Raw genomic sequence first — 24,664 nt, 5'->3', positions numbered from 1 at the left:
CCGGCGACGCACGGGAAGGCTCGACGATGACTGGCGGCAACACTCCGGCGTTCGCGCGACGGCTGAGTACCGGTGCCGCACGACGAAAGGCCCGACGATGACCACCGGCAACACTCCCGCACTCGCGCGGCGGCTGGGCACCGGCGACGCCGTCGTCATCGGGCTCGGCTCGATGATCGGTGCCGGTGTCTACGCAGCCTTCGGCCCCGCGGCCAAAGCCGCCGGAAGCGGCCTGCTCATCGGGCTAGTCCTCGCCGCCATCGTCGCCTACTGCAACGCCACCGCCTCGGCGCAGCTGGCCGCGCAGTACCCGACCTCCGGTGGCACCTACGCCTACGGCCGCGAGCGGCTCGGCCCGTGGTGGGGCTTCACCGCGGGCTGGGGGTTCGTCGTCGGCAAAACCGCCTCGTGCGCGGCCATGGCGCTGACCTTCGCCACCTACGCGGTGCCCGGTCCGTGGTGGCTGCAACGCCTCGTCGCGGTCGTCGGCGTCCTCGCGCTGGCCCTGCTCAACACCCGGGGCGTCACCCGCACCGCGCAGCTGACCCGGCTCCTGGTCACGATCACGCTGATCGCGCTCGCCGTGCTGGTAGCCGGTATCGCCTTCGGTGGCGCCGCGACGCCCGCGCACCTCGGCGGCGCGTCCGCGTGGACCTCCGGTGGGGTCTACGGCATCCTCCAGGCCACCGGGCTGCTGTTCTTCGCCTTCGCCGGCTACGCGCGGATCGCCACCATGGGCGAGGAAGTCCGTGATCCGGCGCGCTCGATCCCGCGTGCCATCCCGCTCGCGCTCGGCATCGCGGTGGTCGTCTACCTCGTCATCGGCGTCGCCGCGCTGCTCGCGTCCGGGCCCGCCCGGCTGGCCGAATCCGCCGCGCCGCTGACCACCGCCGTCACCGACGCGGGTGCCGGCGGCCTGGCCCCGGTCGTGCGGATCGGCGGTGCGGTCGCCAGCCTCGGCGCGCTGCTCGCCCTGATCGCCGGCATCGGACGCACGAGCCTGGCGATGGCCCGCAACCGCGACCTGCCGGACTGGCTCGCCGCCGTCCACCCCCGGTACCAGGTCCCGCACCACGCCGAACTCGCCCTCGCCGCGGTCGTCTCCGTGCTCGTCCTGACCGTCGACCTCCGCGGCGTCATCGGGTTCTCCTCCTTCGGGGTGCTGGTCTACTACGCGGTCGCGAACATCTCGGCGTTCACCCAGCGGCCGCCGGAACGCCGGTGGCCGCGTTGGCTGCAGATCCTCGGCCTGCTCGGCTGTCTCGTCCTCGTGACGACACTGCCGTGGCAGTCGATCGTCGCCGGGGTCGCGGTGTTCGTTGTCGGCTTCGCCGGCCGGCTGGTCGTGCTCGCCGCAAGGTGAGGCCGTGGTTAATTCTTTGCCAGCCACCGCTTTAATTCGGACATTTCACCGGCACGGCTGACGCTGGTCGATCCGCGTTTCGTGAACGTTCACCTTCCCCGCCCGCCGCAGTCACTTGCTGTCCCTAAGTTTTCGGGCGGGTCAGGAAGAAGGTGACAGCCCCATGGAAACTCCTCGGGCAGTGCGGGCACGGGGGATCACCAAGTGCTTCGGTGACGTCGTCGCCCTCGACGGCATCGATCTGGATGTCGTGCACGGTCAAATCCACGGATTGGCCGGCCCGAACGGCGCGGGGAAGACCACGTTGCTGGGCCTGCTGCTGGGCTTGGCCGTCGCCGACGAGGGCAGCCTCGAGGTTCTCGGTACGCCGGTCGGGCGGGCGCTGGCCGCGCCCTTCGGCGTCGCGGGCTTCGTGGACGGGCCGGGCCTCTACCCTTCGCTCACCGCGCGGCAGAACCTCGCCGCGCTGGCCGCGTTGCGCGGCCGGGACAAGCGGTCCGCGGGCATCGACGACGTGCTCGGCGAGGTCGGGCTCACCGACGTCGCCGACGACCGGGTCCGCGGCTTCTCCCTCGGGATGCGCCAGCGCCTCGGCCTCGCGTCGGCCCTGCTCACCGAACCGCGGCTCCTGGTGCTCGACGAGCCGGCCAACGGCCTCGACCCGGCAGGCAAGAAGACCGTCCACAGTGTCCTCGAGCGGCTGGCCGACGGCGGCACCGCCGTGGTGCTCTCCAGCCACCGGATGGACGATCTCGAGGCGCTGTGCTCCGAGGTCACCATCCTCGCGACCGGCCGCGTCGTCTTCACCGGTCCGCTGGGCAAGCTGTCCGCCGAAAACCGCGAACTCGACTACCGCTTGCGCACCTCCGACCCCGGCGCCGCCCGCCGGCTGATCGGTGACACGGCGGGGATTCGCCTCGTCGACGACACCGGCGTCCGGCGCGATGCCGAGCTGCTCGTGGTGCGCGCGCTCGTGCCCGCGCTCGACGAACTGGTGCCGCGCCTGGTGAAGGACGGCATCGCCGTGCGCGAGCTCGCGCCGGTGGTGTCTCCGCTGGAGGCCGCGTTCCTCGCCCTCACCGGACAGGAGGCCGGCCGATGACCGCGAACGTCGCCGCCGTCCCGGTCGTCGCCCGCCCCGTCCCGGTGTCGCGCGGCTACCGCTTCGAGCTCGTCAAGCTGTTCTCCACGTGGCGCATCCGCTTGCTGGTCCTCGCTTGCTGGGTCGCCCCCGCGTTGTTCGTCGCCGCGGTGAGCGAGCAGAGCTCCCTGCCCGTCGACACCCTCTTCGGCCGCTGGATGAACGCCACGGGCTGGGCCGGGCCGCTGGTGATGCTCGGGTTCGCGGGCACCTACGCGCTCCCGCTGCTGACGTCGGTGGTCGCCGGTGACGTGTTCGCCGCCGAGGACCGGCTCGGTACCTGGCGTCACCTGCTGGTGGCGGTCCGGTCGGCCCGGCGCGTCTTCGTCGCGAAAGCGCTTGCCAGCCTCACGGTCATCCTGGTGCTCGTGGCCGGGATGGCCGTCTCCAGCACGGCCGGCGGCCTCCTGACGGTCGGCGACCGGGCGCTGGTCGGCTTCGACGGCCACCTCCTGGCGCCGGGGGACGCCGCGGGGCAGGTCCTGCTCGCGTGGGTCTGCGTGCTCGCCCCGACGCTGGGCCTCGCCGGGGTCGGGTTGCTCGGGTCCGTGGTGTGGGGGCGGTCGCCGATGGGCCTGCTGCTGCCCGCCGTCGTCGCACTGGCGATGGCGCTGGCCCAGCTGCTGCCGTTGCCCGTCGCCGTGCGCCTTGCCCTGCCCAGCTACGCGTTCATCGCGTGGAACGGCCTGTTCACCGACCCGGCCCAGCTCGGGCCGCTCCTGGTCGGGATCGGGGTGAGCCTGGCGTGGGCGGTCGTCGCGACCGCGCTGGCCTACCTGCTGTTCGTGCGGCGCGACTTCACCAACCCCGCCCACGACAGTTCGGGGCGCCGGGCGCTGACCGTCGGCGCCCTGCCACTGGCCGGGCTCCTCGTGGTCACGGCCGGGATCATCGCCGCGGCGACGCCGGCCTCGGGCTCCGGGATCGACCAGGACAAGGTGCAGCGGTCGGTCGCGACGGCGTTCGCCCACCTCTACCGCCTGCAGACCCGGCAGCTCAACCGGCCCGACGTCACCGAAGCGCAGCTGGCGGCGGTGGCCGCCTGCACCAAGGGCGACGGCCTGGTCGCGGCGGAGGGGCCCGGCAACGACTGGCGGTGCGTCGTCTCCTGGCACCTCCCCGGGGTCGAGGCCACCGGGTCGGCCATCTACCAGCTCGACGTCACCTCGGACGGGCGGTACGTCGCCGACGGCGACGGACCGAAGGAAGTGAACGGCTACTTCCAGGTGCGGACCCCGGACGGGGACCAGCCCAACCCGCTCTGGCAGTTCGACGCGAACGTCGAGCTGCTCTCCTCCACCCCGAAGGGATAACCCGATGCAGGTAACACGCCGCAGACGGCGTGTCGGGAAGGGCCGTTCCGGCCTTCTCGGTCACTTCAGCGCTCACCGGCTCCGCTTCGTCACCGCCGGCTCGGCCACGCTCGTGCTCGTCGCCGCCGGCACCGGGATCGGTGTCGCGTCGACGCAGCAGTTCGGCGAGGACCAGGTCGGGCAGGTCACCGACCAGGGCCAGGTCGTCTCCGCCGACCAGTACCTCCGGCCCATCGGCGACCGCCTGGTCGTGAACAACGGCAAGATCATGGCGTCGGCGGTCAGCCCGGACGGCAGCCACCTCGCGGCCCTGACGACCGACGGCGGGATCGCACTCACCATCGTCGACCTGAAGAGCTGGAAGGTGCAGCAGCTCGTCGGCAACTCCGCGACGGCGAACCTGCGCATCGCCGGCAACGACGTGGGTCAGGAAGGACCCACGTACTCGCCGGACGGCAAGACGCTGTGGCTGGCCCAGACCGACGGCTACACCCGCTTCGCCGTCAACCCGGACGGCACCGTCGCCGCGCCGACGGCGGTCAAGATCCCGGCGGACGGGCCCAAGCACGCGCTGGTCGCGCAGGCCGTGTTCTCGCCCGACGGCTCGACCGTGTACTCCGCCGTCAACGGCCAGAACCGCGTCGTCGCCCTCGATGCGGCGACGGGGACGATCCGGCAGAGCTGGGCCGTCGGCAACGCGCCGCGTGACCTGGTCCTGGCCGGGAACAAGATCTACGTCAGCAACGAAGGCGGGCGTCCCGCGCGCCCCGGCGAACCGACGCTGAACTCCTACAACACCCAGGTGCCGGCCAATCAGTTCACCGGCGCCACGACCAGCGGCACGGTCAGCGTCATCCACCTGGCGAACCCGGCCGCCGCGCCGGAGAGCATCGACGTCGGCCTGCACCCGACCGCGGTCTACGTCAAACGCGGCACGCTGTTCGTCACCAACACCGCGAGCAACACCGTCTCGGTCATCGACACCGCCCGGGACAAGGTCGTCCAGACCATCGCGACCCAGCCGTGGCCGGAGGCTTCGGTCGGCTACGAGCCGGACGGGGTCACCCTCACCGACGACGGCCACCTGCTGGTGACCCTCGGCCGCGCGAACGCGGTCGCCGTCTACCGCTACCAGCGGGCGCAGGAGCCGGTGAGCTACGTCGGCCTGCTGCCGACGGACTACTTCCCGACGGCGATCACCACGGTCGGCAAGGACGTCGTGGTCTCCAACACCCGCGGCATCGACGCCCGCCGGCCCACGACGGCGGCCGGGCACGGCACCCACGACACGACGTCGAGCGTGCAGAAGTTCCGGCTGCCGGACGACCGCGCGATCCGCGGGTACACCGGCCAGGTCTTCCGGCAGAACGGCTGGACGGACAACTCGGTGCAGGTGGCGCACGACAACGGGCACCGGAACCCGGTCCCCGTCCCGGCGCGGCTCGGCGACCCGTCGACGATCAAGCACGTTTTCCTGCTGGTCAAGGAGAACCGGACCTACGACCAGCTCTTCGGTGACGAACCGCGCGGCAACGGCGACCCGGCCGTGGCGCAGTTCGGCGAGAACGTGACACCGAACCAGCACGCGCTGGAGCGGCAGTTCGGGTTGTACGACAACACCTACGACATCGGCACGAACTCCGCCGAGGGCCACAACTGGCTGATGCAGGCCGACAACCCGGAGTACACCGAGTCGTCGGCGGGGGAGTACCTGCGCAGCTACGACACCGAGGACGACGCTCTCGGGCACCAGAGCTCCGGCTTCCTCTGGACCGGCGCGCAGGCGGCCGGGAAGTCGGTGCGGGACTTCGGCGAGTTCCAGCAGTTCCTGACCAAGCCGGCCGCGGCGAGCTGGCAGAACCTCTACTGCGACTCGAAGAACATGGCCGCGACCGGGGAGCCGAGCGCCTACCCGATGGTGTCGTCGTCGCCGATCCCGTCGCTCAACAGCGTGTCGGTGCCGGGCTTCCCGAAGTTCGACACCGCGGTGCCGGACCAGTACCGGTACCAGATCTGGAAGAACGACTTCGAGAAGAACGGGCCCGCCAACCTGAACATGTTCTGGCTGTCGAGCGACCACACCGGCGGCCCGCCGAACGCGGCCGCCCAGGTCGCCGACAACGACCTCGCCGTCGGCAAGATCGTCGACGAGATCTCGCACAGCCAGTACTGGAAGGACTCGGCGATCTTCGTCGTCGAGGACGACTCCCAAGCGGGTCTCGACCACGTCGACGGCCACCGGGCTCCGGTGCAGATCATCAGCCCGTACGCCCAGCACGGCGTGGTGGACAGCCACTACTACTCGCAGATCACGATGATCCGCACGATCGAGCAGATCCTCGGGGTCCGGCCGATGAACCAGAAGGACAGCGCGGCCACGCCGATGAGCGCGGCGTTCACGGCCAAGCCGAACCTCGCCCCGTTCACGGCACTGCCGAACCGGACCTCGCTGACCGGCGGGCTCGCGACCCCGCCGTCCTGTGGTGCGGACATCCCCGCGCCCCCGGACCCGGCCGCCGCGCCGGTGCCGTCCTCGGCGGTACCGGTGGACAAGCGGCAGGTGGCGGGCCAGTGGACGGAGTGGCAGGCGCACCAGCGCCTGACCGGGCCGAACGCCGTGGCCGACTACGCCAACCCCGCGCAGATGAACCACTTCACGTGGTACCAGACGTACGGGTGGCAGCAGCCCTACCCCGGTGAGAACCAGGTTTACCCGCCCGATCAGGTTCCGGGCGCGTACATCCCGTCGGCCGACTCGGACGGCTGACGCAGCAGGTCCTGAGGCCCCTGTCCGGTACTGCCGGGCAGGGGCCTCGTCCGTCCTGCCGGGTGACCCTCGGTGGTGTCGCGCGTGGCGGTGGGTCCGGCGCGGGAAGATCCCTTACCGTCGCCGGATCCGGAGGCCGCCAGGGATGAGGAGCAGCGACCCGTGGCGACCGCCACCGAGACACCGCACTGGATGATCAGGTCGTCCACCGAGACAGCGACGTTCACGCACCTGGGAGATCCCCTGGACCGGGCGGGCGACGCCGCTCCGCGGGTGTGGAGCGGGCGCGGCCTGGCGATGCCCGCAGCCGACCTGCCCGGCTTCGGGGCGGCGTTGGGCGAGGCGATGAAGCTCCCGGACTACTGGTCGGCGCGATCCCGGTCGGCGGACGTCTCGGCCGGCGACCGAGCGGTGTGGTCGGTGCCCCACTACGACCTGGACGACGACTTCGTCTACATCGCGGGACCGTGCCTGCTGGCGGAGCCCCGGCCCGGGTACCGGCCGGTCACGGCGTTCGCGCTCGCACTGGTCCACGTCCGCGGGCTGCGCATCCGCGTCGCGGCTTACCTGAGCGGCTGACCCGTCCGGCGCGGTCGCGTCGGCTGCGAGCGCTGGGGCCGGTGGTGACTGTAGAACCGCTTCACCCGCCGGAGGCCTTCGTGCCCCACCCTGACGCCACGCACCCGACTGGTTGCGCCGGCGCACACGGCTGGGCCCGGTCCAGATCGCCGGCCGGCTCGGCATCCCCGCCTCGACCGTGCACGCCGTCCTGACCCGGGACAACGTCCCCGGACATCACGACTAGCAGCCGGCCTGGGCGAGCTCGATGCCGTCGTGCAGGTCGGCCGCGCTGTCGAGCGCCGTCTCGGCCGACAGGCCCGCCAGCCCGATCACCAGCGCGCTGAGCAGCACCACCGGGGTCCGGCTCCGCACGCGCGGCCGGGGTGTCAGCAGGGCGGACACCCGGCGGGGGACCGGGCCGCCGGTCGCGGCGAGCGCGAAGCCGTCGTGCGAGCGGCCGGCGAGGGCGGCCTTGGCCACGGCGTGCGCGACGACCGTCCGGTCGCCGACCCGGTGCGCCGCGGCTTCGTCGGCCCAGCGTTCGAGGGCGAACCCGGCCGCCGCGCACAGCGGGCGCAGCAGCGGGTTCAGCGCCGAGGACAGCTTCAGGGCCAGCAGGAACAGGTGGTGCCGGGACGCGAGGTGGGCACGCTCGTGCGCCAGCAAAGCGGTCCGCTCACGCGGGTCCAGCGCGGCCAGCATGCCGCTGGAGACGGCGATGCGGCCGCCGCGGCCGGGCACGGCGAACGCCACGGCCTCGGCGCCGGGCAGCAGCACGACTCCGTCGCGGCCGTGTTCGTCCAGTTCGCGCGAGACGCGGCGGGCCCACCGCGCGTACCGGACGATCGTGCGCGCGAGCATCGTCACCACCACGGCCAGCACCACGCCACTCGCGATCGACACCGGCACGTCCACGCCGCTCGCCGCCCGGAACGCCTGCGGCGACCAGCGGCCGAGGGTGGCGACCGCGGGGATCAGCGAGAGCCCGGAGAAGGCGAGGAGGGCCAAGGCCGCGGTGCTGCCCGCGGCGAGGACCAGGCAGGCGCCGGTGAGCAGCCGGCTGGCCGTGCGCGGCGGCAGACGGGGTTCGACCAGCCGGGCCGCGGGCCGGGCCAGCACCGGCAGCAGCAGGGGGATCAGCAGGTCGATGGTCATTTCTTGCCGCGCAGGAGGTCGCGCAGCAGGGCTTCGTCGGAGTCCGACAGCTGCGTCACGAACCGGGCCAGGACGCTGTCGCGGTCGGGCTCGCCGTCGAGGACCTTCGTCATCTTCCGGGCCGCGAGCCCGGCCTCGTCGTCGACGGCGTGGTAGCGGAAGGAGCGTCCGTGCTTCTCCCGCGTCGCGACGCCCTTGTCGTGCAGCCGGCTGAGGATCGTCACGACGGTCGTGTACGCGAGGTCGTCCTCGAGCCGCGCCTGGACATCGGTGGGGGACAGGGGGCCGTCCGCGCCCCACAGCACGCTCAGCACCTCGGCTTCCAGCGCGCCGGGCGCGCGCCGTGCCGTGTCCTTCCGCCGGTTCCCCATCCTCGGAATCTACACGGCTGTCGTAAGCGCCCGGCCGATCGGAGTTCGGCCGGGCGCTCACCCGGGACCGGCTACGCGGCCTGACCGACGGTGGACGACGTGGGGATGCCCAGCAGGATCCGGTACTGCGTCTCGAAAGTCGCCAGCGCGTCCGCGATGTCGTGGCGCGCGACGATCGCCCGGGACGCCTCGCTCATCCGGGCGCGCAGGTCCGGGTCGGCGGCCAGCTCGGCGATCCAGCGGGAGATCGTGGTGATCGCGCCCGGCTCGAACAGGTAGCCGTTCTCGCCGTGGTGGACCAGGTGGGGCAGGGCGAGCGCGTCGGCGGCGACGACCGGGAGGCCCGCCGCCATGGCCTCCATGGTGGCGAGGCTCTGCAGCTCGGCCGTGCCGGGCATGCAGAAGACGTCGGCCTCGGCGTAGTGGTGCACGAGCTCGGCGTCGGAAACGAAGCCGTGGAAGGTCACCCGGCCGGCGATGCCCAGTTCCGCGGCGAGGGCTTCGAGTTCTTGGCGCCGCGTGCCGTCGCCGACGAGGTCCGCGCGGACGTGCGGCAGCGGGGCGAGGGCGCGCAGCAGCTGGTCGATGTTCTTCTCCGCGTCGAGGCGCCCGACGAACAGGACCGACGTCGGCCGGTCGAGCGGGCGGGCCGGTGCGGCGTAGTGGGCGAGGTCGATGCCGCAGGACACGACCTGGGCCGGCCGGTCGAGGCCGATCCCGGCGAGGACTTCGGCCGCCCGGGGCGTCGGCGTCGTGATGATGCGCGCGTCGCGGTAGACGCGGACGAGGTCCTTCCAGGCCCAGCGCGCGATCGCGGCCTTCACCCGCCGGGGGAACGGGGTGTAGCCGAGGAGGTTGTCCGGCATGAAGTGGTTGGTCGCCATGCCGGGAACGTCGCGGTCGGCCGCCACTTCGAGCAGGGCGCGGCCGACGCCGAAGTGCGCTTGGACGTGGACGACGTCCGGGCGGACCCGGTCCACGATCTCGCCGATGGCGGCGCGGACGCCACCGGGGGTGCAGAACCGGTAGTCGCCGTGGAACGGGATCCCGCGGGACCGGACGCGGTGGATCGTGTAGCCGTCCCGCCGCTCGGTGCGGGCCGGGCCGTCGTCGGACGGGCAGACGACGTGGACGTCGTGGCCGCGGCCGGCGAGCCCGCGGGCCAGGCGCTCGGCGAAGAACGCCGCGCCGTTGATGTTGGGCGGGAACGTGTCGGCGCCGATCAGGACGCGAAGGCCGGTCGGGTGCTCGGGCACGGGTTTCTCCTCGATCTTCGGATGGGCTTGCGGAACGGCACCGGCGAGCACGCGCACACCGGCGAGAGCGACGACCGCGGCGAGCGCCGCCGCGGGCTGGGGAACTTCGCCGTAGGCCACGGCGGCCACGGCGACCGCGGTCAGGGGATCGAGCACGGTCGTCGTGCCGACGACGACCGCGGTGGGACCCGCGGCGTACGCGCGGTGCAGGATCACGCCGCCGGCGCCGAGCAGCAGCAGCGCCTGCCCGCCGAGCAGCACCGCGGTGGCCGGTGGCTGGGACGCGGCGGCGTGCACGACCGACGAGCCGAGTCCGAAGAGGACGGCCGACGCGGCGGCCAGCGCGGCGCACCCGGCCCGGGCGAACCAGGCGAGCGCCGTGACCACGAACCCGGTGACGGCAACGATTTCGGCCGTTCCCGCGCTGATCGTCACGGCCGGGGTGGCCGAGGCGGCGAGGGCCACGAACCCGGCCACGCCCGCCACGACGAGCACGACGGCGGTCACGACCCGGCGGTCGCGGGCGCGCCGTCCGAACAGGACGGTCAGGACCAGGCTGAACACCCCGAGCGGCTGGACCACCGGGAGCGGGGCCAGCGACAGGGCGACGACGTGCAGCAGGCTGCCGCCGGTCGCCAGCGCCGTGCCGGCCCACCAGCCGGGGGAGCGCAGCAGCCGGGCCAGGGAGCGCAGTCCGGGCGTGCCCTCGACGGCCAGCTCGGTGACCTCGGCGTGCTGCCGCGTCGCGGCCACCGCGAACAACACGGCGGCGACCAAGGCGCAGACGATGGCGAGGGCGGTCATCGGACGGCCGCCGGAGTCGTGGAGGGACCGCGGTCCGCGCGCCGCAGGGCGATCGCCATCGTGGCGACGATCAGGAACTCGGCCAGCAGCGCGACGCGTTCGAGCAGCCCGGCCGGGAGCCAGCTGACGATCTGCGCCGCGCCGAACGCGGCCGCGGTCACGACGCCGGCGATCGCGCCGCGCCGGAGCGCCGGGGCCGCGGTGTGCCAGCGGGGCTCGGCTCGCAACCGGGTGCTCAACGCCCAGGTCGCGAGCGGCAGGCCGGCGAACAGCATCGCCCCGCCGAACCGGTGGATCTCGCCCGAGACGGTGGGATCCGCGGCGCTGACGCTGCTCCGGAAGAACAGGACCACCATGAGCCCGGCCGCCCAGAGCAGGAAGAGGGTGCTCACCAGCGGACCGCGGGGCAGCGAGGCCAGCTGCGCGGCGACCGCCAGCGCCGCCGCGCAGGCGAGCAGCAGGAGGATGGCGACGGCGAACAGCAGCCGGCCGCCGCGGTGCCAGGCGTAGTCGCTGACCGGGTCGCGCCACGGGCTGACGTAGCCCGCGAGCCCGAAGGTCAGCCCGGCGATGATCGCCTGCGCGACGGCGGCCATGACCAGCGTCAGCGTCGCCAGCGGCGTGGGCGAAAGCGCGATCCGTGGAGTCACCTGTCAGACGGTGTCGCCCGACCATGAGAGTTCGATGAGGATCGCGCTGGGTTTCGCTAAGAAGCGCCCGGCCGCGGTTAGCCTCGGGCAGAGGTGATTTCGGAACGAAAGAGGAAATCGATGAGCGAGAACGCGCCGGGTACCACTGTGCCCGAAGGGATCCGCTGCTCGGACGCGGAACGCGAGGAGGTCCGCGCCGCCCTCTGCGCGGCGGCCGGTGAGGGCAGGCTGACGATCGCCGAGGTCGAAGAACGTCTGGGGCGCCTCGAGGAGATCCGCTACCGGCACGAGCTGGCCTCGATGACCGCCGACCTGCCCGCGCCGGAGCAGGCTGCCACCGACGGGTGGCGCCGGATCCTGGCTGCCGCTGGTGCCGCGTTCAGAGCCGACGTCGCGGTTCTGCGCGGCCGGGCACCCGCGCCCGGCCGTCGCCGGCTCCTGCTCGTCCTGACTGTCCTCATCGGACTCCTGATCGCCGCGGCGATCGTCGTGGGCGCCGTGCACGGTTTCGGGGCGGACGGTTTCGAAGGCCACGAGATGGGCGCGTTCGAGCACGGCCACGGCGGCTGACCGGGTGCCTCACCTGGTGAGCTTGCCGGCCGCGACCAGCTGCACGGTGACCAGGATCGACACGGCTTCGGCGGCGAGCAGCCCGATCAGCACCAGCACCTGCGTCAGGCCCGCTTGGATGGGTCCGGCGCCGCCGAGCAGCACGCCCACGTAAGCGCCGGGGAGTGTCACCAGGCCGACCGTGCGGGTCTGGTCGAGGGCCGGGATCAGCGCGTGCCCGGCTGAGGGGCGGCAGATCTCCAGCGCGGCCGGCCGCGGCAGGAACCCGAGGGCGAGTGCGGCTTCGTACTCGCCGTGGCGGGACTTCAGCTCGTCGAGGGCGCGGCGGGCGGCCTGTGACGTCGCGGTCATCGCGCCGCCGATGACGATGCCGGCGATCGGCACGACGGCGATCGGCCGGAGCGGGACGACACCGGCGCCCAGTACCAGGCCGAGCACCGGGGCGACCCCGGCCGCGATGGCCGCCGCGGTCCACGGCAGGTTCGCCCAGGTTCCGACGCGGCGGGCGGACGTCACCGCGGCGATGGTGAACATCAGCAGCACGAACAGGCCGGTGAGCGGGGCCGACCGCAGGACGGCGGTGATCACCAGCGACACCAGGGCGAGCTGTGCGACGGCCCGGACCGCGGCGATCACCACGGCCCGGCCCTGACCGATCTCTCCCCACCGGACGACGGCGGCCCCGGCGGCGGTGAGCAGGACCAGTACCGCGACGAGGGCGGGCCCGAAGGTGATCGCTCCGTTGTTCACGCTGCCGATTCTGCCCTACTCCCCGGTGAACGCGGGCTCACTGCGTCCTCAGTGGACAGTCCAGCCGGGTGCGCGCAGGCGTGCACGTCGAGACCGAAGCCGGCGGCCGCGCGTAACCTGTGAGCACCAGGCCGACCGGGCGCGGCCGCCGGACGAGGAGCTGATCGCCATGCCGGCTGACCACGACCGACCCCTGCGATGGGTGCGACGAGGCGCCGTGCTCGTGTGGGCGTTCAGCTGGTACACGATCTACCGCGAGATCTTCGTCTGGCACCACATGACCACGAGCCTGCGCTTCCGCCCACCCGAGCCGCCGCCGGGGGTCACCGGGCGCCCGCGCCCGGGCCTGCCGCTGATCGCCGTGTGCACGACGTCGGTGCTGGCGCCTCTGGTCGTCCTGGTCGCGAGCCGGCTCATGCGGGCTCGCCACCCAGCGGTACCCGCCACCCGCCGAGACGCCTGAGCAGCCCCCGGATTCCGCGGAGGATCAGCCGACCGCGTCACCGAACCAGCGCCGGGCGGCTCGTTCGAACGAGCCGCGGTCGGGCACGCGCTCGCCGGCCCAGGCGAGGGTCCCGTCGGGACGGACCAGGACCGCGCCGAGGCCCAGGTCGTTTTCCGCCGTGCCCGCGACGTACCGCAGCTCGTTTTCCCAACCCGCCGCGGAAGCCCTCAGGTCCTGCTCGGCGCTGAAGTCGAGTACGACGCCACGGCCGTCCTGCATCAGGTCGGCCAGGGTCGTTCCGCCGGTCAGCCGGAAGTCCGGAGCGATCCGGCCGACCAGCGGTCGGTCGCTGCCGAGGTCGTAGCGGACCGAGGTGCCGGACAGCTTTTCGAACACGTACGTCGTGCCGTCCCGGGTTCCGAGCAGGTCGCGCAGCACGCCCTGGACCGCCTGGGCGTGCGGATCCGGCCGCATCGACGCCACCTGGGCCCGCGTCCAGTCCAGCGCCCAGGCACCGGCCGGGTGGCGCTCGCGGGTGTAGGAGTCGAGCAGTCCCTCCGGGGCCTGCCCGCGGAGGGTCGCCGCGAGCTTCCAGCCCAGGTTGACCGCGTCGCCGAGGCCCGTGTTGAGCCCCTGCCCGCCGAGGGGCGACACGATGTGCGCGGCGTCGCCCGCGAGCAGGACCCGGCCCCGCCGGTAGGTCGTCGCCTGCATCGCCCGGTCGGTGTAGCTCGAGGCGAGGCGGACCTCCGTCAGCGTCACGTCGGTGCCGGACACGCGGCGCAGCACTTCCTGAAGGTGGTCGCGGGTCAGCTCTTGCGAACGGTCGTACGCGCCGCCGTCGAAGTCCATCACGCCGATGTGCCCGTCCGCGGGCAGCCGGAGGTACATGCCCCGCGGAGTCAAGGTGAACCCCGGGCTCAGCTTGTCAGCGTCGGGGATGGTGGCGAGCGCGACGTAGCCGGTGAACTGGGGCTCGGTGCCGGCGAACTCGAAGCCCGCGATCCGGCGCACCGCGCTGCGCCCGCCGTCGCAGCCGACGGCCCAGCGCGCCGGGTGGTCGTGGTCGCCGGCGTGCACGACCACGTGGTCGTCGTCCTGGGTGAGGCCGTCCACCACGACCCCGCGGCGGATTTCGACGCCGAGTTTGGCGGCTCGCTCCGCCAGGACCGCTTCGAGCGTGTCGAGGCTCGTCATGACGGCGTCCGGCACGGGGCCGGGCAGCCGGAACGGCAGGGCGGTGAGGTCGACGTCGGCCGCGTCGAGCACGATCCCGGCGAAGTGCCCCGCGAAGCGCGCCCGAGCCGGCTCGTCTCCGGGCCCGGTGCCGAAGGCGGGACCCGCCTCGGTCAGCAGCGGCTCCAGCAGCCCGCGCCGGTGGAACGCGGCGATAGAGGTGGCGAACAGGCCGCGTCGTCCGAGCGGGGCCGTCCGCCACGGGGTGCCGGGCTCCGGTTCCCGTTCGAGCACCAGGACCGAGCAGCCCGCGAGGCCCAGCTCGCAGGCCAGGAACAGACCGACGGGACCGGCGCCCACGATCACTGTGTCATGCATGAGAAATCCCCTTCCGTAGCGACCCGTTCAGGTTGCGGCGCGCCGCGCTCAGGGCGCGCACACGGCGCTGGCACGGGGGTGACAAGCGCGCACAGCGGCGCCCGCCGGGTGCCAGCGCGGTAAGGATCCGGTCAGCCCGATGCGCAAGGCGGTGGTTCAGCGTGGGAGCCGTCCGCGTCCCCGAACGCCGGACTTCGCTCGACCAACGGAGGAGATACGCATGCGTCGATCACCCGGGTCCCGCTCCATCGTCACGCGGGCCGTGAAAGCGTTGTTGGCCATGGGCGTGCTGCTCGTCGCCGTCGGGGTGGCTTCCCCGGCCGTGGCTTCCGCGGCACCCGCGAACACCGGTGCGGCGGTCACCGCCGCCGCGCCGATGACCGGGCACTGGAACGTCGCCCCGCGGGCCACCGACGGGCAGCAGACCACGACCGCCGCCGTCTTCACGTGCAACTGGTTCTCCCGGTCGCCGTTCCAGATCGTCGACTTCACCTGCCAGGTCACCTCGGGCGCGATGCGGGTCTACATCATCTGCTCGAACGGGCAGCGCATCAACAGCACGGCCCTGCCGGCGGTGGGCACCTACAACGTCCGCCTGACCTGTCCGGGCGTGCGGGTGCAGACGATCGGCTGGGAGTCGCTCACCTAGGAACGTCGCGTCGGGTCCGGGGCGTCTGCTTCGGGCCCGACGGCCTCGGCATAGCACCGCAGCAGCTCGTGACAGCCGAAGCGACCGGGAACGCGCTCGGTGACGACGTTGGCGAGCGTCAGTTCGGTCAGCACCGGCTCGACCTGCCGGGCCGGGACGCCGGCGAGGCCGGCCACGGCCGCGACCGTGAGGTCCGGCCCGGAAACCGTGCCCAGCAAGCGGAACAGCCGGCGTGCCTCGGGACTCAGCGCGGCGTAGGACCAGGAGAGCACGGTGCGGAGGTCGGTGCCCGGGTCGTCGCCGGACAGGGCCGACAGCCGGCAGCGGGCGTCGAGCAGCTCCCGCGCGAGGACGCCGAGCCGCAGCCGCGGCCGGGCGACGGCCCGGGCGGCCGCGATCGCCAGCGCCAGCGGCAGCCGCGCGCAGGCGGTGACGATGTCGGTGACCGCCGTGGGTTCGGCCTCGGTGCGCGCCCGGCCGAGACGGGCGTCCAGCAGCTGCCGTGCTTCGGCGTCGGTCAGCAGGTCCAGCACGAGGAGCGGGACACCGTGCGCGACGGCCAGGCCGGTCAGCGTCGTGCGCCCGGAAACCAGGACGAGACAGCCCGGGGTGCCCGGCAGCAACGGCCGGACCTGCGCGGTGTCCCGGGCGTTGTCGAGCACGACGAGCATCCGCCGGCCGGCGAGCAGGCTCCGGTAGAGCGCGGCCCGGCCGTCCAGGTCGGCGGGTACGCGGCCGGCGGGCACGCCGAGGCCGTCGAGGAGCAGCCGCGCCGCCTCCGCGGGATCCCGTGGCGGCCCGGTCCGGTCGAACCCGCGCAGGTTCAGGTAGAGCTGCCCGTCCGGGAACCGGTCGCGGACCCGGTGGGCCCAGTGCACCGTGAGCGCGGTCTTGCCCACCCCCGCGGTCCCGGACACCGCGAGCACACCCCCGGCGACGTCCAGGCGGGCGATTTCGGCGTGCCGGCCCACGAACCCGGCGACGTCCGCCGGGAGCTGGGCCGGCACGACCAGCGGCCCGGCCGCGGCCGGCGGCACCAGCGGGTCACCGCTCAGCAGCGCTTGCCGGACTGTCCGCAGCTCACGTCCGGGCTCGACGCCCAGCGTCCGGCGCAGGCGGTCGCAGGCGGCCCGGCACTCGGCGATCGCCTCCCCGGTCCGGTTGTCCGCGGCCAGGGCGCGGACCAGCTCCGTCGCGAGCGGTTCCGAGTGCGGGTGGTCGTCGACGAGGTCCCGCAGCACCGGGATGACGGCGGTGTGCGCACCGACGCGCCCGGCCTCACGAGCCCAGGCGACGGCCGCGTCCAGCCGTTCCAGCTGCCAGCTTTCCCGTTGCCGCGTCGCCCATTCGCCGCCGAGGCCGGCCAGGGGAGTGCCTCGCCACAGGTCCATGGCCGAGGCCAGCAGCGTGACGCGCTCGGGGCCGGGCCGTCGCGCGGCGGCGGCGAGCCGGCGGAACCGGTGCAGGTCCACCCGGTCGGGCTCCACGCGCAGCAGGTACCCGCCCGGCTGCCACGAGACCAGCGGTTCGGGTTCGCCGGCGGCGCCGGCCAGCACCTTGCGGAGTTCGGCGACGCGGGTCCACACGGCCTGCTGTGCCCGCAGCGGCGGGTGTTCGCCCCACACCCGGTCGATGAGCAGGGCCACCGGCACCGCCCGGGGTGCGGCCGCGGCCAGCACCGCCAGCATCACGCGCAGCTGCCGCCGTCCGGCCGGGACCGGGATCCGCCCGGCGACCACCTCCACCGGGCCCAGCAACCTGATCTCCATCCGCCAGTCCCCCCGCGCTCGGCCCGTCGACGGCACGGCAGACTGTGCGCCGTCCCGCTTAGGCCGCGCTTTGGCACCGCGGATGTGCGCTGGTCAGCGCGTCGCGGCCGGCATCCGCTCGCCGAGCTCCGCCAGGGACCGCCGGACGCGGTCGGTGTCGGCCGTGCGGCACTGGATCCGGTACAGCTCCAGTGCCTCCTGCCACTTCCGGCGGGCGGACTCGGGTTCGTCCAGCGCGAGGTGCGTCTGCCCGGCGAAATCCAGGACGGTGCCCTCGAAGTAGGAGTTGCCGACCTCGTGCAGCACGCCGGCGGCCTCGCGGTAGTGGCTGACGGCGTCGCGGTAGTGGCCGGTGTGCTGGGCCAGGAAGCCGAGGATTCCCGTGGCCAGGCCTTCGTCCTCGCGATACCCGTGCCGGCGGGCCAGCACCAAGGCCGCCTCGGTGTGGATGCGGGCTTCCGCGAAGTCACCGAGCCGGGCCCGGTACCAGCCGGACACCGTGAGCTCCCGGGTTTCCCCGGCCGGCATGCCGAGGGCCCGGTAGAGGCGCAGGGACTCGGTGGCGTGCTCCAGCGCCCGCCGGTCGGCGCCGCGCAGCGACCACGACCAGCCCAGTGCGTGGTGGGTGTAGGCCTGCGCGGGAAGGTCACCGCTGCGTTCGGCCAGTGCGAGGTGGTGCCCGGCTTCGGCGTGCTGCCCCAGCTCGGCGAAGATCGCGCCGAGGAGCTGGTGGGTTCCGGCGTGCACCGCGGGGTCGTCGAGCTCCTTCGCGGCTTCCTGCCCGGCCTTCCACGCGTCGAGCGCGGCGTGGAACCGGCCCCGGCGGTACAGGAAGGTCGTCTGCAGCCACGCGACCTGCCAGCGGACGGCCGCCCAGCCCCGGGCCGCGGCCAGCCGTTGCAGGGCGAGCAGGTTGGGGTGCTCGGCGGCGAACCAGGCGAGCGCGGACGCCTGGTCGGCCAGCGGCACGACCTGGCAGCCGGGGTGGGGCTCGGCGAGCCGGATCGGCGGGAGCAACGGCTGGAGCAGCCGGTCGCCGGCGTGCGCGGTGTGCAGGTAGAAGTCGGCCAGGCGGCGCAGCGCCGCGACGCGGACCGGCTCGGGAAGGTCCTGCTCGGCGTGCTGCGCGGCGGCCAGCCGGACCAGGTCGTGCATCCGGATCCGGCCCGGATCGTACTGCTGCACCAGGGAAGCGTGCTCCAGCTCGCGCAGGAGCCCGAGCGCGCCGGCGGTGGTCCGCGCGAGCAGGCTCGCCGCGGCGGGGAGGCTGATGTCCGGCCCGGCGGCGAGCCCCAGCAGCCCGAACGCCGTCGCGGCGTCGGGGGACAGGGCGCGGTAGGACCACGACAGCACCGCACGCAGGTTGACGTCGGCGTCGGCGGTGTCCAAGGCGGCCAGCCGGCCGGCCTGGTCGCGCAGCTCGGCGGCCAGCGCGGCGAGCGGGAACCCGGGGTGGTGACCGGCGCGGGCCGCGACGATGCCGATCGCCAGCGGAAGGCCCGCGCAGTAGCCGAGCAGCTCGGTGACGGCGTCGGGCTCGGCGGTGATCCGGTGCCGGTGGAGGTGTCCGACCAGCAGCTGCCGGGCCTCGGTGCCGGTCAGCACGTCGAGGGCGACCGGCCGGGCGCCGTGCGAGGTGACCAGGCCGTCGAGCCGGTGGCGGCTGGTGACCAGCACCGCGCACGTGGGACTGCCCGGCAGCAGGGGCACGACCTGGTCGGTGGCGCGGGCGTTGTCGAGCACGATGAGCAAGCGCTTTCCGGCGAGCACGCTGCGGTACAGCCCGACCTGCGCGTCCCATTCCGGTGGGGTGGCCTCGACCGCGACGCCGAGGGCGTCGAGGAACCCGCGCAGCGCGGTCGCCGCCGGCACGGGCTCGCCGCCGGGGTCGAACCCGCGCAGGTTCACGTACAGCTGCCCGTCGGGGAACGCCTCGAGGTGCTCGTGGGCCCAGTGCACCGAGAGCCACGTCTTGCCGATGCCGCCGGACCCGGTGACCACGGCGACGGGCACGGCCCGGCCCGGCTCGGTCAGCGCGGCGGTGACGTCGGCGAGCGCGGCGGCCCGGCCGGTGAACGACCGCGGCGCCGCGGGCAGCTGGCGCGGCACGGGTGCGGCCGTGCCCGAGGAGACCGTGAGCGCCGGATCCGTGGCGAGGATCCGGTGGTGCAGGCGCCGCAGCGGCGGGCCCGGATCGGTGCCGAGCTCGTCGGCCAGCCGGGTCCGGAACCGCTGGTAGTGCTCGAGGGCGTGGGCGGCGCGGCCGTCGCGGTAGAGCGCGAGCATGAGCTGGGCGGCCAGCCGTTCGTCGAGCGGGTCGTCGCGGGCCCGCTCGGCCAGGCCGGGCAGCAGCGCGGCGTGGTCGCCCTGGCGGAGCCGGATGTCGGTGAGCTCGAGCTCGGCGGTGCCGCGCTGCCGGAAGAGCGACGTGCGGCACTCGGCCAGCCAGGGGATGTCCAGGCCGGCAAAGGGTTCTCCCCGCCAGAGTTCCAGGGCTTCGCCGAACAGGGCCACCGCGCGCGGGTCGTCGCCGGCCGTGCGCGCGTCGGCGACCAGCCGGTGGAACCGGTGCAGGTCGACGGTGCCGGGGTCGGCGGTGAGCTGGTATCCCGTGCGCTGCCAGGTGATCGCGAAGCCCGGCACCGGCGCCAGCGCGGCGCGCAGCACGGCGATGCTGTGCTGGATCGCCCCGCGCGGCCGTTGCGGCAGGCGCCGGTCGCCCCAGACCCGATCCACCAGCCGGTCGACCGCCACGATCTGGTTCACCTCGACCAGCAGCAGCGCCAGCACGCCCTTCAGCTGCGCGTAGCCGACGTCGAGCGGCTCCCCGTCGAGCCGGACCTCGACCTGGCCGAGCAGACGGAACTCCACGGTCATCGGGCCGGCCCCCTCCACCCACCGTCCAGCCTTGCGGTCTCCTGTCCTAGCGGATCCCGGCGACGCGGCTCAACCGTTACCCCCGGGATACGCCCAGGACGGCGATGACCGCCGCGCATCCGGTCAGGACGGGGGACCGGCCTCGGCGGCGGCGGTTCCCGCTCAGCGGATCGGGTTGGGGGTGATGTCCTGCGCGAACAGGTTCCCGTTCTTGCCTCCGACGTGCACGTGGTACCCGCGGCCGCCGACGCTGACCGTGATGTGGGGCCTCGGGTCCGCGCCGCCCGCGGCGCCGCCCAGGCCGCCCTGGTGGATGCCCGCCGTCTGCTGCCAGCCGCGGCCCTCCTGCATCTGCTTCAGCAGCTCCTTCGCGCGGCGTGAACCTTCGCCGCGGCCGGCGGCGAGGTTCTCCAGGATGCCGACGAACTTCTTGTCGCTGATCTCCGTGACCGGGACGTTCGCGTTGCCGTGGAAGACCGGCTGGCCCGGGCGGTTGTTGGCCAGCACCGGGTTGTTCGCCTTGCCGCCCTTGCACTTCTTGGTGTTGAGGCCGACCGGGTCGAGCCAGCCGGTCGGGTTGCGGACGTAGGCGTGCGGGTTGGTGCCGCCGCCGAGGCCGATCGGGTCCGGGCTGATGTAGCGGCCCGTTTCCGGTTCGTAGTACCGGTTCACGTTGTAGTGCAGGCCCGTCTCGGCGTCGAAGTACTGGCCGGGGAACCGCAACGGCGTCGGCGCCGCGGCCGCGGTTTCCACGCCCCACAGCGTCTGCGCCGCGTACCAGGCGATCCGGCCGGTCTCGTCCACCAGCTCCGCCGGGCTGCCGACCAGGTCGGCGACGACGGCGTGGAACTGCTCGTCGACGCCGCCGTCCGCGCGGGGCCGGCGGTCCAGCACGCTCACCGGCACCGGCCGGTCCAGCTCCCAGTCCCACGTCGTGACCCGGGCCGGCGCCCCGGCCGTCGTGACGATCTCCTCGGCCGGGAGGATCCCGTCCCAGACGAACAGGGTCTCGGCGGCCACCGTGCCGTCCGGCCCGAGCAGGCGCTTGGCCACGCGGCGTCCCAGCGCGTCGTAGGCGTAGTGCCACTCGCCGCCGTCCGGGGTCCGCACGCGCTCGAGCCGGTCGTCGGCGTTCCAGGCGAACGTCCACTCGCCGCCCGGCTGCTGCCGCCCGGTCAGGCGACCCAGCTCGTCGTAGCGGTAGTGGACGTCGCCGGCGCGCCGGACCTGCGTCCCGCTGTACTCGCGGGAACCCGCGGCGGGGTGCGGCGCGGTCCAGTCGGCGGTGGTGACGTTGCCCATCGCGTCGTACGCGTAGCGCTCGCTGCCCGTCGCCCGGTGCAGCCCGGTGATGCGGCCCAGCCGGTCCAGCGAGAACTCCCGGCGGCCGGAAAGCAGGTCGTCGACGCCCGCGAGCACGCTGTCCGCCCGGTGCCGGTACGCGCGTCGCTGCCGCGGCTGGCCGTCCGCCCCCGCGACGACCTGTTCGACCAGCCGGTCGTTCGCGTCCCAGGTCTGGGCCAGCGTCGCCGCGCCGAATACGCGCCGGACCTCGCGCCCGGCCGCGTCGTGCGCGAACCGGATCGACCGGCCCGCGGTGCTCAGCTCGGCCGGCGCGCTCGCCGCGTCGTAGGCCCAGGTGCTCGTGACGCCGGTGGCGGTGCGGCGCGCGGTCCGCAGCCCGCTGCGGTCGTAACCGGAACGGACCTCCCGGCCGTCGCAGCTTTCGGCCACCACACGCCCGAGGCGGTCGTAGGCCAAGGTCAGGTCGGCGTCGGCGTTCTTCGCCCGCACCAGCCGGTCCGCGGCGTCGTAGGAGTACGTCGTGACGCTGTCCCCACAACGTTTTCCGGTCATCCGGCCCAGCGCGTCCCACGAATACGTCGTCGGGGCCCCGGTGCCGGGAGTGCTTTCGACGAGCTGCCCGGCGGCGTCGCGGACGTAGTCGACGACCCGGCCGTCGAAGTCGGTCTCCCGCACGACCCGCCCGGCCGCGTCGTGCTCGATCCGCCACCGCGCGCCGGCGGCGTTGGTGACCGCGACGAGCCGCAGTTCGGTGTCGTACTCGAACCGGGTGCGGCTGCCGTCCGGCGCGATTTCGCAGACGGGCAGGTCGAACGGCCCGAAGTCGGTGCGCGTGACGGCGCCGGTGGCGTCCGTGTACTCGACCGCGTTGACCTCGCCGTCGTAGGTGAAGCGCTCCACCGAGCCGTCCGGGGCGGTGCGCTTCCACAGCTCGCCTTCGACCGTCCAGGCGTACGTCGTCGTGTGGCCCGTCGGGTCGGTGACGGACTCGATGCGGCCCAGCCGGTCGTAGGTGTAGGACGTGCGGCCGCCGGCCGGGTCCAGCACCGTCCGGGGCTTGCCCAGCGCGTCGCACTCGATCCCGGTGATGCGGCCCTCTTCGTCGGTGAACGAGCTGAGCGCCCCGCGCGGGCCGTAGCCGTAGCGGCGGACCCCGCCCATCGGGTCGGTGGTCGCGACGAGCCGCCCGGAGTCGTCGTAGTCGTAGGCCCAGACCGCGCTGTCCGGCTCGACGGTCGCTTGCGGGCGCCCACGCGGGTCGAAGCGGACGCTGCGCACGCTGCCGTCCGGGCGGGTTTCCGACGTCCGCCTGCCGTGCTCGTCGTAGCCGTAGCGGGTGACGCGGCCCAGCGGGTCGGTGCAGGCCAGCAGCCGGTCGTGGCGGTCCCACTCGTAGGCCGTGACGCCGCCGAGCGGGTCGATCTCCCGGACGAGCTGGAACTCCTCGTTCAGCTCGTAGGCGGTGGTGTGCCCGAGCGAGTCGGTGGCGCGGTTGACGCGGTTTTCCCGGTCGTAGGCGAAGGTGTAGCTGAGGACCCCGCGCGGCCCGGTGCCGCGGACGCAGCGGTCGCGTTCGTCGTAGGTGAACTCGTAGCCCCAGCCGTTGCGGTCCTGCCAGCCGGCGATGCGGCCGGCGTCGTCGTAGGCGAACCGGTACGGCCGGCCCGACGAGTTGACCACCTCGACCAGGTGCGCCCGCTCGTCGTAGGCGAACCGGGCGAGGGTGACGCGGTCGTCGTCGTGCTCGCCGACGGAGGCGAGCTCGGTGATCCGGCCGTCCACTGTGGTCACCGCGACGCGGTGCCCGGCCGAGTGCCGGACTTCGCGCAGGGTTCCGTGCGCGTCGCGGTCGAAGGCGATCCGGTTGCCGTCGGCGTCGGAGATCGCGGCCAGCCAGCCGGTGTCACCGTCGGCGGGGAAGTGCAGGGAGCGGCCGAGATCCGGCTGGTCCAAAATGTACTCGTCGCCGAGCCGCCGCAGCGGCCACCAGGGGCCGTCCACCGGCGTGACCGCGGTCGCGCCCGGGACCGGGTAGACGAGCAGGGTGCCGTCCTCGACGGCGAAGTCGACGCGCCCGTCGCCGGTTTCCAGGCGCTGGTCGGCGGTCGACGCCCACGACCGTCCGAAGTGGACACCGCTGCGGTAGCCGGAGAATTGGCTGCGGTCCAGCACGAGCGACAGGACGCCGTCGATCTCGACGTCGGTCTGGGCGAGCATCATCCGCCCGGTCGTCATGTCGATCGGGTCGCCACTGCCGGGGCGGCAGTCGGTCGGGGTCGAGTTTTCCTTGGGAGCGCCGTTGTTGTCGGCCAGGCCGCCGTCCTTCGGCTTGCCCCCGCCGTCTTTCGGCTTGCCGCCGCCCGGGGTGTCCGGGCCCTTACCTCCACCGGAAGGAGTGGTGTCGCCGTTCGAGTCGCCGGGGCCTTTGGACGCGGGCGGCGGGTCGCCCTTCGGCGGGGTGTGGTCCCCGGACGGGGTGGTGTTGTCGCCCTTCGCACCCGAGGTGGTGGTGCTGTCGCCACCCTTGCCGTTGGGCCCGTCGAGGCCCTTCGGGTTGCCCTTGATGTCGATGTTCTTGGGCGGCGGCGCGGCCTTGCCCGGCTTGATTTTCTTGAGCGCCTTGGCCGCGTCACCGAACAGGTCACCGGCCCGCTTCAACAGCGGGACCAGCGCCTTGAGTGCGGTCACCAGCCGCTTGACCAGATCCGCGATCTTCGACGCCGTCTTCGCCACCGCACCGATCACCTGCGGGACCACCCAGGTCATGCCGATACCGAGGGTGAAGATCACCTGCAGCGCCCAGCTGATCAAGTGCCCGATCAGCTCCGCGATGATGTCCCGCACCAGCGCCCGCACCGCCGCGACGACCTCACCGGCGGTCTTCACCCCGCTGGAAGCGCCTTCGCAGCCCTTTTGGGCGGTTTCCAGCAACGTGACCGTGTCCTGCGCCCGCTGCCGGTAAGTGTCCCCGGCGGTCCCGGCCCACGACGCCGTGTCCGCTTTGACCATTCCGGTCAGGTCTTCCCCGACGCTGCCCAGTTCGGTCGCGATGTTCTTCCAGGTCTCCGACTGCGCGGCGATCTCATCGGCGTTGCCGGTCAAGCCGTTGAGGGCTTCCTTCAGTGGACCGACGTGTTCGATGAGCCACCCGACGCCGGCGGCGAGGATCGCCCCGAACGGGTCCATGGCCATCGACAGCGCGTCCAAGGCGGTCCCGACGGCGCCCATCGCGACCGATGCCCAGTCGCCGCTCTCGATCGCGGATTTCAGGTCTGCCGCCGTCTCCAGCAGCGAAATCCCCGAGTACGCCTTGGTGGAATCTTTGGTTTCCGCGACCAGCGGGTTGCTCACTACGCGACCTTTC

At 73.4% G+C, this 24,664-nt stretch carries 17 protein-coding genes; 8 read left to right on the top strand and 9 right to left on the bottom strand.

What is annotated here, in order from left to right:
- Window positions 1–97: 97 nt before the first annotated feature.
- The 5 genes from ACZ7PG_RS06325 to ACZ7PG_RS06305 all read left to right on the top strand — a co-directional run bounded on the left by ACZ7PG_RS06325 (window position 98) and on the right by ACZ7PG_RS06305 (window position 7,163).
- Window positions 98–1,363, top strand: coding sequence for an APC family permease (locus ACZ7PG_RS06325; protein ID WP_470238045.1), 1,266 nt, complete (start codon window positions 98–100; stop codon window positions 1,361–1,363).
- A 163-nt stretch (window positions 1,364–1,526) separates the two neighbouring features.
- Entirely contained in the window at window positions 1,527–2,465 is a 939-nt protein-coding gene (locus tag ACZ7PG_RS06320; protein WP_470238044.1) for an ABC transporter ATP-binding protein, read from the top strand.
- Window positions 2,462–3,817: an ABC transporter permease gene (locus ACZ7PG_RS06315; RefSeq protein WP_470238043.1), complete on the top strand. Its 1,356-nt coding sequence runs from the start codon at window positions 2,462–2,464 to the stop codon at window positions 3,815–3,817. The genes ACZ7PG_RS06320 and ACZ7PG_RS06315 overlap by 4 nt, the downstream gene beginning before the upstream one ends.
- Window positions 3,818–3,821: 4 nt before the next feature.
- Complete coding sequence (locus ACZ7PG_RS06310; protein WP_470238042.1) at window positions 3,822–6,584, top strand: bifunctional YncE family protein/alkaline phosphatase family protein; 2,763 nt, start codon at window positions 3,822–3,824, stop codon at window positions 6,582–6,584.
- Window positions 6,585–6,746: 162 nt separating this feature from the next.
- Window positions 6,747–7,163, top strand: a complete 417-nt coding sequence (locus ACZ7PG_RS06305) for a hypothetical protein (RefSeq protein WP_470238041.1) — start codon at window positions 6,747–6,749, stop codon at window positions 7,161–7,163.
- Between the two features lie 222 nt (window positions 7,164–7,385).
- Here ACZ7PG_RS06305 and ACZ7PG_RS06300 read toward each other — a convergent pair whose 3' ends face one another.
- From ACZ7PG_RS06300 to ACZ7PG_RS06285, 4 genes are all read right to left on the bottom strand, one after another.
- Window positions 7,386–8,300 (bottom strand): M56 family metallopeptidase, encoded by a 915-nt coding sequence (locus tag ACZ7PG_RS06300; RefSeq protein ID WP_470238040.1) that lies wholly within the window; start codon window positions 8,298–8,300, stop codon window positions 7,386–7,388.
- Window positions 8,297–8,671 (bottom strand): BlaI/MecI/CopY family transcriptional regulator, encoded by a 375-nt coding sequence (locus ACZ7PG_RS06295; RefSeq protein WP_470238039.1) that lies wholly within the window; start codon window positions 8,669–8,671, stop codon window positions 8,297–8,299. The genes ACZ7PG_RS06300 and ACZ7PG_RS06295 overlap by 4 nt, the downstream gene beginning before the upstream one ends.
- A gap of 71 nt (window positions 8,672–8,742) precedes the next feature.
- Window positions 8,743–10,731: a glycosyltransferase family 4 protein gene (locus tag ACZ7PG_RS06290; protein WP_470238038.1), complete on the bottom strand. Its 1,989-nt coding sequence runs from the start codon at window positions 10,729–10,731 to the stop codon at window positions 8,743–8,745.
- Window positions 10,728–11,381 carry a DUF998 domain-containing protein gene (locus ACZ7PG_RS06285; protein WP_470238037.1) on the bottom strand — a complete coding sequence of 218 codons (654 nt, stop codon included), beginning with the start codon at window positions 11,379–11,381 and terminating at the stop codon, window positions 10,728–10,730. The genes ACZ7PG_RS06290 and ACZ7PG_RS06285 overlap by 4 nt, the downstream gene beginning before the upstream one ends.
- Before the next feature lie 120 nt (window positions 11,382–11,501).
- On the opposite strand from ACZ7PG_RS06285, the gene ACZ7PG_RS06280 reads away from it, so the two are divergent.
- Window positions 11,502–11,951 (top strand): DUF1707 SHOCT-like domain-containing protein, encoded by a 450-nt coding sequence (locus ACZ7PG_RS06280; protein ID WP_470238036.1) that lies wholly within the window; start codon window positions 11,502–11,504, stop codon window positions 11,949–11,951.
- 9 nt (window positions 11,952–11,960) lie between these two features.
- On the opposite strand, the gene ACZ7PG_RS06275 is transcribed toward ACZ7PG_RS06280, so the two are convergent.
- Window positions 11,961–12,701, bottom strand: coding sequence for an ABC transporter permease (locus tag ACZ7PG_RS06275; protein WP_470238035.1), 741 nt, complete (start codon window positions 12,699–12,701; stop codon window positions 11,961–11,963).
- Between the two features lie 169 nt (window positions 12,702–12,870).
- Between ACZ7PG_RS06275 and ACZ7PG_RS06270 the strand changes: the two genes are divergently transcribed.
- On the top strand, window positions 12,871–13,164 hold the full coding sequence (locus ACZ7PG_RS06270; protein ID WP_470238034.1) for a hypothetical protein: 294 nt from the start codon (window positions 12,871–12,873) through the stop codon (window positions 13,162–13,164).
- Between the two features lie 24 nt (window positions 13,165–13,188).
- Here the strand turns inward: ACZ7PG_RS06270 and ACZ7PG_RS06265 are convergent, their stop codons facing one another.
- Window positions 13,189–14,700: an FAD-dependent oxidoreductase gene (locus ACZ7PG_RS06265; RefSeq protein WP_470238033.1), complete on the bottom strand. Its 1,512-nt coding sequence runs from the start codon at window positions 14,698–14,700 to the stop codon at window positions 13,189–13,191.
- A gap of 220 nt (window positions 14,701–14,920) precedes the next feature.
- On the opposite strand from ACZ7PG_RS06265, the gene ACZ7PG_RS06260 reads away from it, so the two are divergent.
- Window positions 14,921–15,349, top strand: a complete 429-nt coding sequence (locus ACZ7PG_RS06260) for a hypothetical protein (protein WP_470238032.1) — start codon at window positions 14,921–14,923, stop codon at window positions 15,347–15,349.
- Here ACZ7PG_RS06260 and ACZ7PG_RS06255 read toward each other — a convergent pair.
- The 3 genes from ACZ7PG_RS06255 to ACZ7PG_RS06245 all read right to left on the bottom strand — a co-directional run bounded on the left by ACZ7PG_RS06255 (window position 15,346) and on the right by ACZ7PG_RS06245 (window position 24,651).
- Entirely contained in the window at window positions 15,346–17,118 is a 1,773-nt protein-coding gene (locus tag ACZ7PG_RS06255; RefSeq protein ID WP_470238031.1) for an AfsR/SARP family transcriptional regulator, read from the bottom strand. The two genes, ACZ7PG_RS06260 and ACZ7PG_RS06255, sit on opposite strands and share 4 nt — an antisense overlap.
- A gap of 93 nt (window positions 17,119–17,211) precedes the next feature.
- Window positions 17,212–19,995, bottom strand: coding sequence for an AfsR/SARP family transcriptional regulator (locus ACZ7PG_RS06250; RefSeq protein WP_470238030.1), 2,784 nt, complete (start codon window positions 19,993–19,995; stop codon window positions 17,212–17,214).
- A 162-nt stretch (window positions 19,996–20,157) separates the two neighbouring features.
- Window positions 20,158–24,651 (bottom strand): RHS repeat-associated core domain-containing protein, encoded by a 4,494-nt coding sequence (locus tag ACZ7PG_RS06245; RefSeq protein WP_470238029.1) that lies wholly within the window; start codon window positions 24,649–24,651, stop codon window positions 20,158–20,160.
- Between the last annotated feature and the right edge of the window lie 13 nt (window positions 24,652–24,664).

The sequence above is a fragment of the Amycolatopsis sp. NPDC114504 genome (assembly GCF_055633595.1).
Note: the sequence above shows the minus strand (reverse complement) of the source record. Positions and strands in the feature narration are given on the sequence as shown.